General features: G+C 62.3%; 15 protein-coding genes. 5 read left to right on the top strand and 10 right to left on the bottom strand.

The features are described 5' to 3' along the window. Positions 1 to 209 precede the first annotated feature (209 nt). The 3 genes from ACF8O8_RS13315 to ACF8O8_RS13305 all read left to right on the top strand — a co-directional run bounded on the left by ACF8O8_RS13315 (position 210) and on the right by ACF8O8_RS13305 (position 5,095). The gene (locus ACF8O8_RS13315; protein WP_392509817.1) at positions 210 to 1,106 is read left to right on the top strand and encodes a formate/nitrite transporter family protein; all 897 of its coding nucleotides are present in this window, start codon (positions 210 to 212) and stop codon (positions 1,104 to 1,106) included. A 278-nt stretch (positions 1,107 to 1,384) separates the two neighbouring features. Next, positions 1,385 to 2,458 carry a diguanylate cyclase gene (locus tag ACF8O8_RS13310; RefSeq protein WP_010952312.1) on the top strand — a complete coding sequence of 358 codons (1,074 nt, stop codon included), beginning with the start codon at positions 1,385 to 1,387 and terminating at the stop codon, positions 2,456 to 2,458. 51 nt (positions 2,459 to 2,509) lie between these two features. Then, positions 2,510 to 5,095 carry an EAL domain-containing protein gene (locus tag ACF8O8_RS13305; protein WP_010952311.1) on the top strand — a complete coding sequence of 862 codons (2,586 nt, stop codon included), beginning with the start codon at positions 2,510 to 2,512 and terminating at the stop codon, positions 5,093 to 5,095. Positions 5,096 to 5,109: 14 nt separating this feature from the next. On the opposite strand, the gene ACF8O8_RS13300 is transcribed toward ACF8O8_RS13305, so the two are convergent. The 8 genes from ACF8O8_RS13300 to ACF8O8_RS13265 all read right to left on the bottom strand — a co-directional run bounded on the left by ACF8O8_RS13300 (position 5,110) and on the right by ACF8O8_RS13265 (position 10,431). Then, entirely contained in the window at positions 5,110 to 5,448 is a 339-nt protein-coding gene (locus ACF8O8_RS13300) for a DUF2025 family protein (protein WP_020191710.1), read from the bottom strand. 145 nt (positions 5,449 to 5,593) lie between these two features. Next, positions 5,594 to 6,463 carry an HlyD family secretion protein gene (locus ACF8O8_RS13295; protein WP_010952309.1) on the bottom strand — a complete coding sequence of 290 codons (870 nt, stop codon included), beginning with the start codon at positions 6,461 to 6,463 and terminating at the stop codon, positions 5,594 to 5,596. 12 nt (positions 6,464 to 6,475) lie between these two features. Then, complete coding sequence (locus ACF8O8_RS13290) at positions 6,476 to 6,682, bottom strand: DUF1656 domain-containing protein (protein ID WP_010952308.1); 207 nt, start codon at positions 6,680 to 6,682, stop codon at positions 6,476 to 6,478. Then, a complete protein-coding gene (locus ACF8O8_RS13285) occupies positions 6,669 to 8,657 on the bottom strand; it encodes an FUSC family protein (protein ID WP_392509816.1) in 1,989 nt (662 codons plus the stop codon). The genes ACF8O8_RS13290 and ACF8O8_RS13285 overlap by 14 nt, the downstream gene beginning before the upstream one ends. A gap of 204 nt (positions 8,658 to 8,861) precedes the next feature. Beyond that, entirely contained in the window at positions 8,862 to 8,978 is a 117-nt protein-coding gene (gene ccoM, locus ACF8O8_RS13280) for a cytochrome c oxidase subunit CcoM (RefSeq protein ID WP_003254862.1), read from the bottom strand. 134 nt (positions 8,979 to 9,112) lie between these two features. Continuing rightward, a complete protein-coding gene (locus ACF8O8_RS13275) occupies positions 9,113 to 9,274 on the bottom strand; it encodes a hypothetical protein (RefSeq protein WP_003254864.1) in 162 nt (53 codons plus the stop codon). Between the two features lie 68 nt (positions 9,275 to 9,342). After that, positions 9,343 to 9,672: a hypothetical protein gene (locus tag ACF8O8_RS13270; protein WP_010952305.1), complete on the bottom strand. Its 330-nt coding sequence runs from the start codon at positions 9,670 to 9,672 to the stop codon at positions 9,343 to 9,345. 63 nt (positions 9,673 to 9,735) lie between these two features. After that, positions 9,736 to 10,431, bottom strand: coding sequence for a M949_RS01915 family surface polysaccharide biosynthesis protein (locus ACF8O8_RS13265; RefSeq protein WP_010952304.1), 696 nt, complete (start codon positions 10,429 to 10,431; stop codon positions 9,736 to 9,738). Positions 10,432 to 10,581: 150 nt separating this feature from the next. On the opposite strand from ACF8O8_RS13265, the gene rapA reads away from it, so the two are divergent. Both rapA and ACF8O8_RS13255 read left to right on the top strand, forming a co-directional pair. Continuing rightward, on the top strand, positions 10,582 to 13,428 hold the full coding sequence (gene rapA, locus ACF8O8_RS13260; protein WP_350298215.1) for an RNA polymerase-associated protein RapA: 2,847 nt from the start codon (positions 10,582 to 10,584) through the stop codon (positions 13,426 to 13,428). Between the two features lie 277 nt (positions 13,429 to 13,705). After that, positions 13,706 to 15,970, top strand: coding sequence for a bifunctional diguanylate cyclase/phosphodiesterase (locus ACF8O8_RS13255; RefSeq protein ID WP_010952302.1), 2,265 nt, complete (start codon positions 13,706 to 13,708; stop codon positions 15,968 to 15,970). Here the strand turns inward: ACF8O8_RS13255 and ACF8O8_RS13250 are convergent. Together ACF8O8_RS13250 and ACF8O8_RS13245 are read right to left on the bottom strand one after the other, a co-directional pair. Then, the gene (locus ACF8O8_RS13250; protein WP_392509815.1) at positions 15,870 to 16,757 is read right to left on the bottom strand and encodes an NAD(P)-dependent oxidoreductase; all 888 of its coding nucleotides are present in this window, start codon (positions 16,755 to 16,757) and stop codon (positions 15,870 to 15,872) included. The genes ACF8O8_RS13255 and ACF8O8_RS13250 overlap by 101 nt on opposite strands. Positions 16,758 to 16,949: 192 nt before the next feature. Further along, positions 16,950 to 17,261: a DUF2288 domain-containing protein gene (locus tag ACF8O8_RS13245; RefSeq protein ID WP_274146874.1), complete on the bottom strand. Its 312-nt coding sequence runs from the start codon at positions 17,259 to 17,261 to the stop codon at positions 16,950 to 16,952. Positions 17,262 to 17,547: the final 286 nt, after the last annotated feature.

Genomic DNA, 17,547 nt, shown 5'->3' with positions numbered 1-17,547 from the left:
CTACCACTTTCTTTCGAAAGCTAACAACTTCAACAACTTACCGCTTGCCCCGAAGCGTTCATCGCTGCGAGGAGGCGAATAATACGCGCTTTGAAATCAGAGTCAACACCTTGTTCTGAAAAACTTTTCCATCACCGTTTTGCCGCTAACCGGCAACTAATGAAAGCGCCGTGGATCTGTAAAGAAACACACCACGGAGCGTAGCGGCCATGAGCAATGGGCAAAGCGAGAAAACCCCCGGCCTCTCTGCAGATGAAGAGCAGGAGGTCAGCCACAGCCAACCGCCACGGGCGGCAGTGCTGCACGAAATCATTCGCTACCAGGGCGACCAGGAGCTGGAACGTACACTTGCCGCGTTGTGGTGGTCGGCACTTGCCGCCGGCCTGTCCATGGGGCTGTCGTTGATGGCCATGGGGCTATTCTACGCCCGCCTGCCAGAAGGCGCTGGTGCCCAGGTGGTCGCCAGCATCGGCTACAGTGCGGGCTTTCTTGCAGTGATCCTGGCCCGCCAGCAACTGTTCACCGAAAATACGCTCACCGCGGTGCTGCCCGTCATGACCGCCCCTACGCTGGCCAACTTCGGACGCCTGCTACGCCTCTGGGGCGTGGTGTTGCTTGGCAACCTGGCAGGTACCCTGCTGGTAGCCTGGGTGATGCTGGAACTGCCGATATTCGACAGCAAGACCGATGTGGCATTCCTGGAGGTCGGTCGCAAGGTAATGAAGAACGACATCAGCCAGATGTTCGCCAAGGGCATAGTCTCAGGCTGGATGATTGCCACCATGGTCTGGATGATCCCTTCAATGGAGCACGCCAAGATCTGGATCATTATGATGATCACCTACCTGATGGCCCTTGGCGATTTCACTCATATAGTGGTGGGGTCAGTCGAAGTGTCCTACCTGGTGTGGGCTGGCGACGAAACCTGGAGCCGCTTCTGGCTGGAATTTGCACTGCCGACGCTGGCGGGCAACATCATCGGTGGCAGTTTCATCTTCGCCTTGATCAGCCATGCACAAGTGCGCAGTGACAGTGGCAAACCACCCTCGCGGCTTCTGAACGAAGACCAGCCCCGGTCCGCGCGCAGCAGACATGAGCACAAATGATACTCAGCGTGCCGCTACGGTGAGTTCATGCCCCTGGTCCTGCTCACTCACAGGCCAGGGGCTACCCATCAGTTTGCCCGTCATGCGGTGAGTCCAGGTTGCCCCGCCCCCGCCTGCGAGTGCTCAGTAGTACCTGAGCCTGGTTATCAACTGCCCCACCGTGATCGAATCAACCGTGAATTGGCTTGCAAGGTCATTTCTCGCCAATGACACACTGTTCAACAATATTCATGCGTGTTATGCGATGAACGGTACACCGACAGAAAACTGTGAGCACTATGGATAACCGCAACGGCAAAGGACTTTCATTCGTCAAGCGCATCTACCTGCCGCGGGTCATTGGCCTGGGAATCGGCCTGTTCACTGTCATGGCGGCCATTGCGCCGCTGTCACCCCCCTCCTGGGCATGGCTGCTGGTACTGTTCAATGGTTTGCTGTGGCCGCACGTGGCCTACCTGTGGGCTGCCCGCTCGACAACGCCTTACCAGGCGGAACAGCGCAACCTCCTGCTGGACTCCCTGATGGGCGGGTTCTGGACCGCCGCCATGCACTTCAACCCGTTGCCCAGCGTGACCGTGCTGGCGATGATGACGATGAACAACGTCGCCGCCGGCGGCAAGCGCATGGTCTTTCGCGGGGTGCTGGCGCAACTGGCTGGCATACTCGCCGCCATCCTGCTGCTCGGCCCTGGCTTGCAATTGACCGCCACGCCCCTGCAGGTCTATGCGTGCCTGCCAATGCTGGGGCTGTACCCGCTGGCCTTGGGCTGGGTGTGCTACCAGCTTGCGATCAAGCTGGGCGACCACAAGCGCCGGCTGAGCGCCCTGAGCCTGACCGACAGCCTGACCGGGCTGTTCAACCACGGTGCCTGGAAGGACCTGCTGCAGCTCAAGTTCCAGGCGTGCAAGCAACAACAGGGGCACGCGGTGATTGCCCTGATCGACATCGATCACTTCAAGACCATCAACGACACCTTTGGCCATGTGGTCGGCGACTGTGTACTGCGCCAGCTCAGTGCTGAGCTGCGGCGCAGTTTGCGCGAGGGCGACCAGGCCGGGCGTTACGGCGGCGACGAGTTCTGCGTGATCCTGCCCGAAACCAGCGAAGCCCAGGCCTGCCAAGCCATGGAGCGTCTACGCGAGCGGGTTTCCAGCTACCGCAACCCACAGTTACCGCACCTGCGCATCAGCCTGAGTATCGGCCTGTCGCCCTTCCAGGCCAGCCTCGAGTCCCCCGAGCACTGGCTCGAACAGGCAGACAAGGCGCTGTACATCGCCAAGCACGCTGGCCGCGATCAGGTCAATTTTGCCCGCGGTGAAGCTGCCACGCTCAGGCTGGCCTATCCTGATTGAACCTCCTTCCTGACTGACTGGCGGGAGGTTGCCTGAAGGAGCCGCTCGCGCATGGCCAGGACCGCCAAGCTTTCACCCGCTAGCCCCACACCGCGCTTTCAGGTACGCCACCTCATTGCCGGTTTCAGCGCAGTGTTCGGCCTGGCTTGCCTGGTCATTCTCGGCGCTCTGTTCAATATCGCCCGCACGCTCGACCAACAGGAGCGCGAGCGTAGCGCCTTCCATGCGACCCAGGCGCTGGAACAACGGCTGCTCGCCTCACGCCAGTTTCTGTCCAGCTATGCCGTATGGGATGCAGCCTTCGAGCACCTGTCGGGCCAAGCCGACTGGCAATGGGCCTACGAGGAAAAGAACGTAGGCGAGTCGCTGTACAGCGCCAGCGGCTACGAAGGGGTGTTCGTAGTGGAAAACCGCCGCACCACCTATGCCTTGTTCAAAGGCCAGCCCAGCCAGGCAGGCGCTGACAGCTATATAGACACACCCCTGCAGCCGATTATCGAACAGGCCCGCGCGGCGGCGATTTCACGCGAGCAGGTCACCCGTTTCGTGCTGTTCAATGGCTGGCCGGCCGCACTCAGTGCAGCAGCCGTGCGCCCGGACCGGGAGGTTACCGACAGCGAGGTGAGTCAGGCGCCGGTCATGCTATTCATTGACCAGCTCACCGAAAGCAAACTGGCGCAGTTGGGCAAAGGCGCCGGCCTGACCGGCATGCACGTGGAAAAGGAGGATAGGCAGGATCACAACCACCTGCGCATCGACCTGGGCGACACCGGCTACCATCTGACCTGGAACAGCCCGCTGCCGGGGCAGCAGATGCTGTGGGCAGTGTTGCCAGCACTGTTGTGCGCACTACTGATACTTGGGCTGGTGATGCTGTACCTGTTCCGCCATGCCTTGCGCAGCTCCCGGGCAATCGGCCTCACGCTCGTGCATCTGCAACAAAGCAACCAGGCCCTGGAGGCCAGCGAGCAGCGTTTCCGGGCGGTGGCCGAGTCGGCATCCGACTGGATCTGGGAAACCGACCGGCAACAACGCCTGACCTACCTGTCGCAACGCTTCGCCAACGTCACCGGCTACCCGGTAGACGGCTGGCTGGGCCACCCGCTCAACCAGTTGCTGGCCTGCGATACCACGCCGCTGTCACCTTGGCTGGACGCCCTGACTGCAGCCGAGCCGCAGCAATTGGCCAACCTGCGCTGTACTTACCGCGACCAGAATGGCCAGAACCGCTACTGCCGGATATCCGCCCGCGCAATCTGGCGCGATGGCAAGGCCATCGGTTTCCGGGGTACCGCCAGCGATATCACCGACGAAGTCGACGCCCACGCGCGCATTCAGCACCTTTCGCTGCACGACCCACTGACCGGACTGGCCAACCGCAACAAGCTCGCCCGGCACCTGGAGCAGGCCTTGTTGCGCGGCAGTGACTCGCCGCCGCTGACCTTGTTGCTGCTGGACCTGGACAACTTCAAGCCGATCAACGACTCGCTCGGTCATGCCGCCGGAGATGCCGTGCTGCAAGAAGTGGCAACGCGCCTGCGCGACACCACCCGCGATGGCGACCTGGTCGCGCGTCTGGGCGGCGACGAGTTCATCCTGGTACTCAGCGGCATGGACAACAGCAGCGAGATCGACCGCTTCTGTGCGCGCCTGATCGGCCTGCTGCAGCAACCCATCGTCTTCGAAAACCAGCCGCTGCACATTGGTGCCAGCATTGGCGTTGCACAGACGCGCAACCAGGGCTTCGATGCAGGTGAGCTGATCCGCTGCGCCGACATCGCCCTGTACCAGGCCAAGGCCGATGGAAAGAACACATGGCGCTACTTCGTTGCCGAAATGAACCAGCAGATCCAGTACCGCCGCCAGCTGGAGAACGACCTGCGCAGGGCCCTGCGCAATGAGGAGTTCGAGTTGCATTACCAGCCACGCTACCGCCTGGACGACCTGCGAATCGTCGCGGTCGAGGCCTTGGTGCGCTGGCGGCATCCACAGGAAGGGTTGCTGGCGCCGGACACCTTCATCCCGTTGGCCGAGCAGAGCGACATCATTGTTGCGCTGGGCCGCTGGGTGCTTCGCGAAGCTTGCCGCACTGCCCATGACTGGCCGGCCGACGTGCTGGTTTCAGTCAACCTGTCGCCTGCCCAGTTCTTGCGCAGCGATGTGGTAGCGGACGTGCGCGAAACTTTGCTCGACACGGCCTTCCCCGCCCAACGCCTGGAACTGGAAATTACCGAGAACGTGATGCTCAACGATATCGAAGGCGCATTAGGCACCATGCTGTCGCTCAAGGAGCTAGGGGTGCGCCTGAACATGGATGATTTCGGCACCGGCTATTCGTCGTTGGGCTACCTGCGTACCTACCCGTTCGACAGCATCAAGATCGACAAGCGCTTCATCAGCGGCCTGAACAACAACGGCGGCAGCGACCGCGCTGTGGTCCAGGCCATCATCAACCTGGGCGAGGCGATGGGGCTGACAGTGACAGCCGAAGGCGTGGAAAGCGAACATCAACTCAAGTCGCTGGAAAAGGACCGCTGCCATGAAGTGCAAGGCTATTACCTGAGCAAGCCCCTGGACAGCGCCGGGTTGACGGCGTTGTTGCACCAACCCTCCCAAAACACTGCACAGCCTTTGTAGACCCGGCCTTGCTCCTAAACAGACTGGGTGCGCTGCTGCAGGCTGCGCTGCGCCACGATTTCAGGCAGATCACAGCGGCGAAGGTAGGCGCGCAGCGGTTCACCAATGTTCAAGCGGTCATCCACATGCTGATCCAGCAAAAGCGACAGCCGTTCGCGGCACAACGCCATGCGCTGCCCTTGCTCGGGCCGCCAGACAAACTCGCTGCAGGGGGTGATACTGGCGTCGGCCACGTCCATGCCGAACGCGTCCTCGGAGAAACGCACGATATGAACACCGCGCTTGCCGTGAAAGCCGACAAAGCCCTTTAGCTGATCGGCGGCGTTGCAGATATCCTGGGAAGTGATGGCCATGACGTAACCTCGCAATGAAATCGGAAGATACGCACGCCTGGCGGGAGAAGGGTTGCCTCTGTCGGGCAACTCACAGCGACAGCCTAACGCAACTGGCGGACCGTTCGCCACGAACGTTACATTTCTGCCTGTTAAGCCAGCACCATCACTGCGGCTCGCGGTCCTCGTGCACTTGCACACTCGCCGTCATCCCCGCACTCAAGGTCAGCCCTTCCGGCACCTGATCCAGGCGAATCCTCACCGGTATGCGCTGGGCCAGTCGCACCCAGTTGAAGGTCGGCTCTACCTCCGGCAGCAACTGGCTGTCCGGGTTGCTGTTGCGGTCGGTGATGCCGCGGCTGATGCTCTCCACGTGCCCCTGCATCGGTTCACCCGTGCCCATCAGCCACACCTTCACAGTGTCCCCAACGCGAATGCGCGGCAACTTGGTTTCCTCGAAATAGGCCTGGATGTAGAACGTCGAATCATCCACCAGCGCCATCACCGATTCCCCGGTGTTCACATAATTGCCCTCGGCCAGACGCAGATTGGTGATATGCCCGCTGCGCGGGGCCCGCACTTCACTGCGCGCCAGGTTGATCCTGGCCACCTGCAACTGCGCCTCGGCTTCATGCAGCTCGCCACGCGCGATGGCGGCATTGATCTGGGCGTTTTCACGCAACTCGGCACTGATCGCCTCTGGCCCCAGGGCAGTACGCCGGGCTGCTTCACGCTCGCGCAAGCGCAGTTGCTGGGCGCGTGTCTCGGTCACCGCGCTGGCCTGATCGAGCGCGGCCTGGAAGCGCTCGCGGTCAATACTCATCAACAAGTCGCCAGCCTTGACCTGCTGGTTGTCATGGACCTTGAGTTCGCGAACCCAGCCGGACACATCAGGCGCAATCACCACCACATCGGCGCGCACACGGGCATCACGCGTCCATGGGGTGAGCATGTAGTACTGCCACAGCTGGTAGCCGGCCAACACGGCCAGGGCCACCACACACAGGGTCACCAGAATACGTACGGCCGCACGCATCGAAACACTCCTTTATAAAGTCCCAGACAGGCGTACCACCAGGAACAACACACAGACGAACAGCGCTGCGTCGAACAGCGCTTCATGCCAGATCCAGCGCCCCAACGGTGTGGCATGCACCACCAGGCGCAGCAGGCCGGTGAGCAGCAGCGCCAACAACACATAAAGCAAAAACGGGCTGAGCAGCACACCGCCCACTTCCCACTCACGCAAACCCATGGGTGTCCTCCTGCCAGCGGCACCATTTGCCCCAGCTTTTCTGCAATTGCAGTACTGCCCCCTCGGCCAGGCGAAGCGGGTCGCTGGCGGGTAGCCGACGCAAGGCCGCAATGAACTGCTCACTGGCAGCATCCAGCAGCTGCCCACGCCCGGCAGCAGGCCCTTTGGCCAGCGCTGCCTCCACGTGTTGCAGGTACTCGCGCTCGGCCCGCCCCAAAGGGGCCTGAGCGACCGCCAGGCACATGCGCAGGTGCACCAGTTCGTCGCCGATATCCAGCCCGTGAAGGCCGTCATCCCAGCGTTTGCGTTCGCCTTCCGGTAATTCACTGGCATGCCGCGCCAGTTGCATCAGCCGGTCGGCCATGCGCCCGCCAAACCAGCTGTCAGCCCCGCGCAGGTCGCGCCGAGTCAGGCGCACCAGGTCGTTCTGCGTTGCAGCACGCAAGCGCCGGCCCAGCCAGGCCGGATGGCGGAACACCAGCAAGCGAAAGGCCATGACCGCTGCCGACACCCCCACCAGCATGGCCAGGGCACTGTTCAGCATGGTCGCCACGCCGAACTGCATGGCGTTGAGCGGCGACACCAGCACAATGAAGTGCAGGCAATAGGAAGTGGCCGTAGCCCCGGTACGCGGATGGGCCATGCCCAGTGCACCAAGAAACAGTGGCACGCCCATGCCCAGGCAGAGCATGGCGAAGCTGCTCCATTGCGGCAGCATGATCTGCCCGACCACAAACGCCGCCGGTATCGCCAGGAATATCCCGCGCAGGAAACTCAGGCCGATCTGTGCGCCGTTCTCGCGACTGGCGAACAGGCTGCAGACCACGCAGGTCAGCACCAGGCCACCCGGGGCCGAAGGCCAGGCCGTGGCCAGCCAGAAACCACTCATTACCAGGAACGCCAGCGCACTGCGCGAGCCAAACAGCAAGGCCAGCGACCAGTCTCGGTGCGCGGCCAGCCCCTGGGACACGTCCTTGGGCGCCCTGCCCGCCTCCACATCCTCAAGTGCCTGGCTGGCGGCCATGGCATAGTCCAATAGCAGGGCCATGCGCGCCAGGCAGAAGTGCTCCGCTGAACTGATTTGCTCATCGTGGGCGGCATCCCAGATTCGCTGACGCAACAACAGCAGGTTGGGCTGATCGGGTTGGGCCAGCAGCGTGCGCACTTCCTGCAACCAGGGCGTCAGATGCTCTACCTCACCCTCATCCAGTTGCCGCCACTGGCGGCGCACCGAACGGGAAATACGCAACAGCACCATCAGTTTCTGGCTAAGGCCACGAATGGCACGGGCACGTTGGCGCCCGCGATTGCCCTCGAACCAGGCATGTTCACGTTGGCTGTCGATGGCAACGATGCGCCCCAGGCTTTCCAGCAGGCCTTTGCGCGCCTCGTCCTCTCCGCCCAGCATGGCGCTGGCGGCCTGCAGGCCGTTCTGCCAGGCCTGCCGCGCCTGCCCGCCCAGTTGCTGCTCGACCCGCATGGGCCAGAGCAAGGCACTGCTGGCTGTTGCACAGAAAATACCCAGGCAGATCTCGGTACAGCGAGCCACGGCCTGGTCGAATACTTGCAGGGGGTGGTCAATGGCCGGCAAGGCGATGATCGCTGCGGTGTAGCCGGCCAGCACGAAGGCATAGGCCCAGGCGCTGCGCAACTGAGTGGACGCTGCGGTACACAGCGCCAGCCAAAGCGCCAAGGTAAGCAGAAACAGGCCGGGGGTCTGGGCAAACAGGCCGATGAACAGCACCGACATGACTGTGCCGACCAACGTGCCGGCCAACCGCGCCAAGCCTTTCTGCACCACCATGCCCGATAGCGGCTGGGCGACGATGAAAGCAGTCATCAATGCCCAGGAGGGTTGCTCCAGCCCCCAGCGCATCGCCAGCCACAACGCCAGGCCGCCCCCGAGCAGGGTCTTGATGGCAAACTTGAGGGCGAGGCTGCTGGGCGCGAACAGGGCCTGAAAGGTGATGGGCACGAGGCGGACCTTGCGGGGAAAAGTCTTGCTGAAAAGATAGACAATGATGAGCAGGATAAAGCGGAAACGATTAATTAGCTAGCTAATCATGTATATTCGATTGGCCTGCACTGAAAGGGACAGCTCAGACAATAAAAAATGCAGGCAAAAAAATGGGCGACCGAAGTCGCCCTAAATGCCTTGCGTGCTCGTGTACCCGGAAGGTCAGCGCGGCTTGCGCTTGTTCGAGTCCTTCCAGATGAAAATGCCCAGACCGGCAAAGAAGGCGACCATCAGCCCGACCGTTACCACACCGGCGATAACCACGTTGTCGAAGAACATGCTGGCCTCCCCATTCGTTTGCCGTTGTCCGATGGGTACACGTTAACCAATGTGGCGGCGGGGAAAATTGATCAGTGTCAATGGTGCCCGAGGCCGGGCACGCGAGGGGGGCGCAGGTTGACCTGCGTCAAGTTTCAACGCTTCTTAGGCTTGCCCTTGGGCTTCTTTTTCTTGCTGGTACTCAATGGCAGGGCCTGCTCGAAAGCATTGCGCATTTCGTTCAGCCGCTTTTCCTTGAGGTCGTGGACGCGCTTGGCACGTTCGGCATCGAAATCGATGAGGTTGTCTTGGCTCATGGGGTGGGCTCGACGATCAACAGAGAATTGCATGATGAAGCCAGGCGCAGGCGCTGACCAGCCCCGTATCAGACTTCGATGTCCACCAGCAGTCCTTGGCGTACATGCTCGCCCATCAATGGCGCTACCGGCACGGTGTTGTCGGCATTGACCTCGTCACCCGGGACGGCCTCGTAGCGTTCCTGCTCGCCCTTGTTCCGGCGTTGCTGCTGGCGGCGCTGTTCATCGCGCAGCAACAATACCTGCTCCTGCGGGTCGCGCTGGCGCTTGAGGTCAATGGCACTTTCGCCGGACGCAGGCTGCGTCGGCACCACCGGCTTGACGTCGGGGGTTGGCTTGACCGGGTCCTGTTGCGAGGTTACCGGGGCGGCACTGAGCGGAATGATCGGCGGCAGCATGGACGTTCTCCTATGCCCCCTGTATCGGCAGGCGCAGCTTTACCTTGATGTCATGGACAACATTTACTCGGCTTCGTCACCCGGCTCATCGTCGACTGGCGGGCTGGCCTCGCTCCAGGGCCGCTTGTACACCTGCTGCCAAACCGCATCCATATGATCGCGCAATACCTGCGGCGCGGCTTTCAGCGAAGCGCTGTCCTCGCGCTCACCACCGATCGGTTCCTCGCCCGCCGGGGTGATCAGCGACTGGCCGGTAATGGTGTAACTGGCCTGCCCTTCACGCATCTCGATGGCGATGTCATGCGGGTCGATACCGCCGCCGCAGAATGCATGGCTGGCCACCGTTATCTCGGCCACTCCATTCTGGTTCAGGTCGCTGACATCACTGACGTCATTATAGAAGTCCACATCCAGGTCCAGCCCCGGGCAGGTCGTTTCCTGCTCGACCTGCCAACGCGCCTTGAAGGCGTCGCTCTCGGCCGTGCGCCCGTACAAGGTGGCCTTGAGCACCACCTTGTCCACTTCCTGTTCGCTTTCCAGGTCGCTGGCCTGGCCATCGCTGCGGCTCAGGACCAGCAGCCCTTCGCCGTCACTGTCACGAAAGTGCACGCTCTTTATCGGAGTCTGCACGCCCAGTACCTCAAGCTGCTCCATCGGAATGGGGGGCAATGTCTCAAAGTTTTTCTGCTCGCAGGCGCTCAGCAGCACCAGGCTGCCCACGGCCATCGAAGCGCTGATCCAGCGGTGCTTGGCAGACATGTTGATCCGGGGCCCTCATCGGCGGCGCTGTGCAGGGCGATGAAACGACTAGACTGTGCCTTTCGATACCATTCGGTGCTATCGGCACTTTGGTCTGACCGGCCGATCCGTTAACATAATCGGCTTTTTCATCGCGGGAGTTCAGGCAGTATGGCGCAGCAGTATCAACCGGGGCAACGCTGGATCAGCGACAGCGAAGCAGAGCTCGGCCTGGGTACCATCCTGGCGCAGGATGGCCGCCTGTTGACCGTGCTCTACCCGGCCACTGGCGACACCCGCCAGTATTCCCTGCGCAATGCGCCGCTGACCCGCGTGCGCTTCTCGCCAGGTGACCAGATCACCCACTTCGAGGGCTGGAAGCTGACCGTGCGCGAGGTCGAGGACATCGACGGGCTGATGGTCTACCACGGCCTGGACGGGCAGAACCAGCCTCGCACCCTGCCTGAAACCCAGTTGTCGAACTTCATTCAGTTCCGCCTGGCCAGCGACCGCCTGTTCGCCGGGCAGATAGACCCACTGTCGTGGTTCAGCCTGCGCTACAACACCCTGCAGCACACCAGCAAGCAGATGCAGTCGGCACTGTGGGGGTTGGGCGGCTGCCGCGCACAGCCCATCGCCCACCAACTGCACATTGCCCGCGAAGTCGCCGACCGCAGCGCCCCGCGCGTTCTGCTGGCCGACGAAGTGGGCCTGGGCAAAACCATCGAAGCCGGCCTGGTCATTCACCGCCAGCTGCTGTCGGGTCGCGCCAGCCGCGTACTGATCCTGGTACCGGAAAACCTCCAGCACCAGTGGCTGGTGGAAATGCGCCGGCGCTTCAATCTGCAAGTGGCGCTGTTCGACGCCGAGCGCTTCATCGAAAGCGACGCCAGCAACCCATTCGAGGATGCCCAGCTGGCGTTGGTTGCCCTGGAGTGGCTGGTCGATGACGAAAAGGCCCAGGACGCGCTGTTTGCCGCTGGCTGGGACCTGATGGTCGTCGACGAAGCCCACCACCTGGTCTGGCACGAAGACCAGGTCAGCGCCGAATACGGCCTGGTCGAGCAACTGGCCCAAGTGATTCCGGGCGTACTGTTGCTGACCGCCACCCCCGAGCAGCTTGGCCAGGACAGCCACTTCGCCCGCCTGCGCCTGCTCGACCCCAACCGTTTTCATGACCTGGCCGCTTTCCGCGCCGAGAGCGAGCACTACCGCCCGGTAGCCGAGGCGGTGCAGGAACTGCTCGACGAAGGCCGCCTGTCGCCCAAGGCCCACGCCACCATCCTGGGCTTCCTGGGTGCCGAAGGCGAAGCCCTGCTGGCGGCAGTCAGCGACGGCGATACCCAGGCCAGCGCGCGGCTGATTCGCGAGCTGCTGGATCGCCACGGCACCGGCCGCGTGCTGTTCCGTAACACCCGTGCGGCGATCCAGGGCTTCCCCGAGCGCCAGTTGCACCCCTACCCGCTGCCCACGCCCGAGCAATACCGCGACCTGCCAGCCGGCGAGCACGCCGAGCTGTACCCGGAAGTTGCCTTCCAGGCCCAGGGTGAAGTGGCCGATGACGAGCGCTGGTGGCGTTTCGACCCACGCGTCGACTGGCTGATCGACACCCTGAAGATGCTCAAGCGCACCAAAGTGCTGGTGATCTGCGCCCACGCCGAAACCGCCATGGACCTGGAAGACGCCCTGCGCGTGCGCTCCGGCATCCCGGCCTCGGTGTTCCATGAAGGCATGAGCATCCTCGAGCGCGACCGTGCCGCTGCCTACTTTGCCGATGAAGAGTTTGGCGCCCAGGTGCTGATCTGCTCGGAAATCGGCAGCGAAGGCCGCAACTTCCAGTTCGCTCATCACCTGGTGATGTTCGACCTGCCAGCGCACCCCGACCTGCTCGAACAGCGCATCGGCCGCCTTGACCGGATCGGCCAGAAGCACACTATCCAGCTGCACATCCCGTACCTGCAGGACAGCCCGCAAGAGCGCCTGTTCCAGTGGTACCACGAAGGCCTCAACGCCTTCCTCAACACCTGCCCCACCGGCAATGCCCTGCAGCACCAGTTCGGCCCACGCCTGCTGCCTCTGCTCGAAGGCGGCGAAAACAAGGCCTGGGATACCCTGGTGGCCGACGCCCGCAGCGAACGCGAACGCCTGGAAGCCGAACTGCACACTGGCCGTGACCGCCTGCTGGAACTCAATTCCGGCGGCGCCGGCGAAGGTCAGGCGCTGGTCGAGGCCATTCTCGAACAGGACGACCAGTTCGCCCTGCCGATCTACATGGAAACCCTGTTCGACGCCTTCGGCATCGACAGCGAAGACCATTCCGAGAATGCACTGATCCTCAAGCCGAGCGAGAAGATGCTCGATGCCAGCTTCCCGCTGGGCGACGATGAAGGCGTGACCATCACCTACGACCGTGGCCAGGCGCTGTCACGCGAGGACATGCAATTCCTCACCTGGGAGCACCCGATGGTACAGGGCGGCATGGATCTGGTGCTGTCAGGCTCGATGGGCAACACCGCCGTGGCGTTGATCAAGAACAAAGCGCTCAAACCAGGCACTGTCCTGCTTGAACTGCTGTTCGTCAGCGAGGTGGTGGCACCCCGTAGCCTGCAACTGGGCCGCTACCTGCCGCCAGCGGCACTGCGCTGCCTGCTCGACGCCAATGGCAACGACCTGGCGTCACGCGTTGCTTTCGAAACCCTCAACGACCAGCTCGAGAGTGTACCGCGCGCCAGCGCCAACAAGTTCGTCCAGGCCCAGCGCGATGTGCTGGCCAAGCGTATCAGTGGCGGCGAGGAGAAGATCCTGCCGGCCCACAACGAGCGCGTGGCCGAAGCCCAGCGCCGCCTGGCAGCCGAGGCCGACGAAGAGCTGGCGCGCCTGGTGGCATTGCAAGCGGTCAACCCAAGTGTGCGTGACAGCGAAATCGACGCCCTGCGCAAGCGGCGCGAAGATGGCCTGGCAATGCTGGAGAAGGCCGCCCTGCGCCTGGAAGCCATTCGCGTGCTGGTGGCTGGCTAGCGCAGGCCCCGCGCCCCTTGTGGGAGCGGGCACGCCCGCGAACACCGGCAAAGCCGGTGGCATCCACCGCAGTGGATGCTTCGCGGGCTCGCCCGCTCCCACAGGAAGGCATTAGGGCCCCAAATTTATTCCTCACTGCGATTGGAGTTATAACCAAATCGTAGAAATCATTGTGCCATTAGTCAGGAAGGCTTAAGTACTCCTTCCTATACTGCCTCTGGACAGTCTGCACAGGGTTGTAGCGCAGACGAGTGAAGACTCGATCAAGAGGCATTCCATGGAATGGCTGGGGCTGCAACTGTTCACCGATCTTCCCGCAACCGGGCGCATCGTCATCGACTGCCGTCATGAACCGCTCTTGGTTCTGCTCGCCTATTTCGTTGCTTGCGCGGCCTGTTTCGCCACGCTCGACATGGCCGAGCGTCAGTCCCACAGCGACGACCCCACCGCCCACCGACAATGGAACATGCTTGGAGCCTGCTGCCTGGCAGGCGGCATATGGGCCATGCATTTCATCAGCATGCTGGCCTTTCGGGCCCCGGTGGACGTGCACTACGACGTATCCCTGACCATTCTTTCACTGCTCATCGCACTGGGCGTGGCCTGGTTGGCCATGCACAGCCTCGAACGCAGCAACATGCGCGCGCACTATTTCGTGCCGAGCGCAGGGCTGATCGGCCTGGGCATCATCCTCATGCATTTTGTCGGCATGGCCGCGATGGAAACGGGTGCCCGCCAGTACTACCAAACCGGCTTGCTACTTGCCTCTGCCGCCATTGCCCTGCTCACCGCCCTGACCGCGCTGTACCTGGCCCGCTACTTGCGCAATGGCAGCGGTACCCTGTACCAGGCCATGAAGTACGGCGCCAGCCTGCTGATGGCCGGCGGCATCGTCGCCACTCATTTCACCGCGATGTCGGCCATGACCTTGGTCATCCCTGCCGATACCGCACTGCGCCTGCCGTCGGGCGACAACAGCCTGCAACTGGGACTGGGCATCGGCTTCATCACCCTGCTGATCAGTGGCGCCAGCATCAGCGCCGCACTGGCCGACAAGAAGCTGCAAAGCAAGGAGCACGACCTGCGCCGGGTCAGCGTACTGCTCAGCCAACTGGACCAGGCCCGCGCTTCGCTGCAGCAGGCGGCGCACTATGATGCCCTGACCAACCTGCTCAACCGCCGTGGATTCAACCAGGTATTCGCCGAGCGCCTGGTCGAACATCAGGCCAGCGAAAACCGCCTGGCTGTCATGTTCCTCGACATCGACCATTTCAAGCGTATCAACGACAGCCTTGGCCACGACGCCGGTGACGAGCTGCTCAAGGTGATCGCCAACCACATCAAGGCCGCTACCCGCAACCACGACCTGGTTGCGCGCTTTGGTGGCGACGAGTTCTGTGTGGTCACCAGCCTGAACAGCCGCGACGAAGCCCGCCACCTGGCCCAGCGCATCATGCAACGGATGAAAGACCCCATCGACCTGGGCGGGCGGCGCATGGTCATGACCACCAGCATCGGTATAAGTATCTTCCCGGACGATGGCAGCACAGCCGAAGAGCTGCTCAAGCATGCCGACCTGGCCCTCTACCAATCCAAGGACAACGGGCGCAACAGCCTGAATTTCTTCAATGACAGCCTGAAGGCTCGCGCGTCGATCGCCTTGCAACTGGAAGAAGAGCTGCGCCTGGCGCTGCTCGAAGAGCGCGGGCTGTGTGTGCACTACCAGCCGATCTTCGACCTGCGCAGCGGGCAAGTGGCCAAACTGGAAGCGCTGGTACGCTGGCAGCATCCTCAACACGGCCTGCTCGGGCCCGACCGTTTTGTCGGCATTGCCGAAGCCAACGGCCTGATCATCGACCTTGACCTGTGGGTGCTGCGCCATGCCTGTGCCGACCTGGCCCACTTGCAGCGCCACGGCTACGGCGAGGTCCAGGTCACGGTCAATTGCTCGGCAGTCACCCTCAGCCACGACGAACTGCCTAACGAAGTAGAAAAGGCGCTGTTCCACGCCGGCCTTGCGCCGCGCCACCTGGAGCTGGAGGTGACCGAGAACGCCCTGGTAGGGGATATCCAGCGCACGGTCAGCCTGCTCAAACGCGTCAGGGCTCTGGGGGTGGCACTTTCGATCGATGATTTTGGTACCGGCTACTCGTCACTGGCTTACCTCAAGCGCCTGCCGCTGGATGTGCTGAAGATCGACCGCACCTTCCTGCAGGATGTACCGGGCAGCCAGAAAGACCGGGAAATTGTCCAGGCGATCATCGCCATGGCGCATACCCTGCACCTGCGGGTAGTCAGCGAGGGCGTGGAAACCGCCGAACAGCAGGCGTTCCTCGAAAGCCATGGTTGCGACTACCTGCAGGGCTACCTGTTGGGGCGCCCCGTACCGCTGGCCGAGTTGCGCCCACTGCTGGAGCGGTTGCAGCGCCAGAATGGCCGGATCACACCTTGTTGCGGTACAGCTCTACCAGGGTCGCCGGATCTTTTTGCAGGTAACCCTGGCTACCGTGCAAGCGCATCAGTTGCGCGGCAAGGCCACTGAGCGGCGTCGCCGAGCCTTGCTCGCGGGAAAACTTGACCGCGCCATCGAGGTCCTTGAGCAGCGTGCGTACGTGCCACTTGATTGGCTCGAAGCGGCTCTCGGCCATTTGCGGTGCAAGAATCTGCAATGGCTTGGAGTCGGCAAAGCCACCCGCCAGCGCTTCAGCGATCAGCGTCGCGTCCACGCCCGACTGTTCGGCCAGTGCCACCACTTCTGCAATTACCAGGGCATTGCAGGCTACGATCATCTGGTTGCAAGCCTTGGTCACCTGGCCCGCGCCTACCGCGCCCATATGCGTCACGCGCTGACCAAGCACCTGCAGCACCGGGCGTGCACGCTGCAGATCGGCCTCTTCACCGCCCACCATGATCGCCAGCGTGCCCGCTTCGGCACCGGGCGTACCGCCAGAGACAGGTGCATCCAGCCAGGCCATGCCACACAGTGCTGCCAGTTCGGCAGCCATTTCACGGGTGGCGGTGGGTTCCAGGCTGGAGAAATCGATCAGCAACTGGCCGCTGCGCCCGCCCAGGGCAACGCCCTGCTCGCCGAACACCACTTCACGCACCACCGCCGTGTCTGCCAGGCACAGTAGCACCATGTCGCTGTCACGGCACAATTCGGCCGGGCTGCTGGCCAGGCGCGCGCCAGCAGCGACCAGTGCGGCGCACTTGTCCGGGCTGCGGTTCCATACCGTCAGCGGATAACCCGCTGCCAGCAGGCGGCGGCACATGGGCAGGCCCATCAGGCCAATGCCGGCGAATCCAAGCGAAGGTAGTGCAGTGCTCATCGATAAACTCCTGACTGATTCGAACATTTCCCAGGCTGGCGACGGTCCCGGTGGCGACTGGCAGAACGGTGGCCACATTACGCATCCCGTAAACTGTTACCGCCACGCCGAATTGTTACTTCCCTCTACCCGTCTTGATTGCTTTCAAGCACCAAAACGGCGCTGATGCGTAATTTTGCGCACTAAAAAAGATCACGCCTCATCCTGGCCCTTCACCTGAATCACGATGAACGGTGAAACCACCACCGCCCAGATCTCTGGGTCGCGGCTTTGCAGGTCCAATGCCTGCTCGGCAGACACCGGCCCAACAGTGCCATCACTACGCCACTTGGCGAAGATCTCGCTGCGATTCTCGGCCATCGCCTCGGCAACGGCGATCAGGTCAAGGCTGGGGTCGACCCAAATCAGGTCACCCTTGGCCCAAAAACGCTCCAACGCTTTCCACTCGATGATTGCCGTCTCGCCAAGCAATTTGGCATAGAGGGTGCTTGTTTGATCAGTCATGGGTGGTATCCGCAAAAAATCGGTCAATAAAAAGGTCGGCATTTTTGCAGAAAAACCCGGTTTCAAATATGTAATTTGGTCGATTGGCCCCGAAGTTGTGGGACGGGGTCGCAGATGCAGGCAGTTTGATGGCGCCTTTCTGTATCTTTCTGTCGATCAAGCGACAACGCAGGAAAGACGCACTTTTCGACCGCTTTTCAAGCGCTCGAACAGCGCTCTACACTGTACCGGTACAGTTCCGGGACATGTTCCGGGGGAAGGTGGGCTAGCGCGTTGGCATGGCCAC

The sequence above is a fragment of the Pseudomonas sp. TYF_14 genome (assembly GCF_043105275.1).
Lineage (GTDB): Bacteria > Pseudomonadota > Gammaproteobacteria > Pseudomonadales > Pseudomonadaceae > Aquipseudomonas > Aquipseudomonas alloputida.
Note: the sequence above shows the minus strand (reverse complement) of the source record. Positions and strands in the feature narration are given on the sequence as shown.

What these genes read in the sequence shown, in the direction of transcription:
- ACF8O8_RS13300 (WP_020191710.1), bottom strand. Translation starts at nt 5,448, where the DNA reads ATGGCCATCACTTCCCAGGATATCTGCAACGCCGCCGATCAGCTAAAG.
- ACF8O8_RS13290 (WP_010952308.1), bottom strand. Translation starts at nt 6,682, where the DNA reads ATGGGTTTGCGTGAGTGGGAAGTGGGCGGTGTGCTGCTCAGCCCGTTT.
- ACF8O8_RS13305 (WP_010952311.1), top strand. Translation starts at nt 2,510, where the DNA reads ATGGCCAGGACCGCCAAGCTTTCACCCGCTAGCCCCACACCGCGCTTT.
- ACF8O8_RS13265 (WP_010952304.1), bottom strand. Translation starts at nt 10,431, where the DNA reads ATGTCTGCCAAGCACCGCTGGATCAGCGCTTCGATGGCCGTGGGCAGC.
- ACF8O8_RS13250 (WP_392509815.1), bottom strand. Translation starts at nt 16,757, where the DNA reads ATGAGCACTGCACTACCTTCGCTTGGATTCGCCGGCATTGGCCTGATG.
- ACF8O8_RS13245 (WP_274146874.1), bottom strand. Translation starts at nt 17,261, where the DNA reads ATGACTGATCAAACAAGCACCCTCTATGCCAAATTGCTTGGCGAGACG.
- ccoM (WP_003254862.1), bottom strand. Translation starts at nt 8,978, where the DNA reads ATGTTCTTCGACAACGTGGTTATCGCCGGTGTGGTAACGGTCGGGCTG.
- ACF8O8_RS13310 (WP_010952312.1), top strand. Translation starts at nt 1,385, where the DNA reads ATGGATAACCGCAACGGCAAAGGACTTTCATTCGTCAAGCGCATCTAC.
- ACF8O8_RS13270 (WP_010952305.1), bottom strand. Translation starts at nt 9,672, where the DNA reads ATGCTGCCGCCGATCATTCCGCTCAGTGCCGCCCCGGTAACCTCGCAA.
- ACF8O8_RS13275 (WP_003254864.1), bottom strand. Translation starts at nt 9,274, where the DNA reads ATGAGCCAAGACAACCTCATCGATTTCGATGCCGAACGTGCCAAGCGC.
- ACF8O8_RS13295 (WP_010952309.1), bottom strand. Translation starts at nt 6,463, where the DNA reads ATGCGTGCGGCCGTACGTATTCTGGTGACCCTGTGTGTGGTGGCCCTG.
- ACF8O8_RS13255 (WP_010952302.1), top strand. Translation starts at nt 13,706, where the DNA reads ATGGAATGGCTGGGGCTGCAACTGTTCACCGATCTTCCCGCAACCGGG.
- rapA (WP_350298215.1), top strand. Translation starts at nt 10,582, where the DNA reads ATGGCGCAGCAGTATCAACCGGGGCAACGCTGGATCAGCGACAGCGAA.
- ACF8O8_RS13315 (WP_392509817.1), top strand. Translation starts at nt 210, where the DNA reads ATGAGCAATGGGCAAAGCGAGAAAACCCCCGGCCTCTCTGCAGATGAA.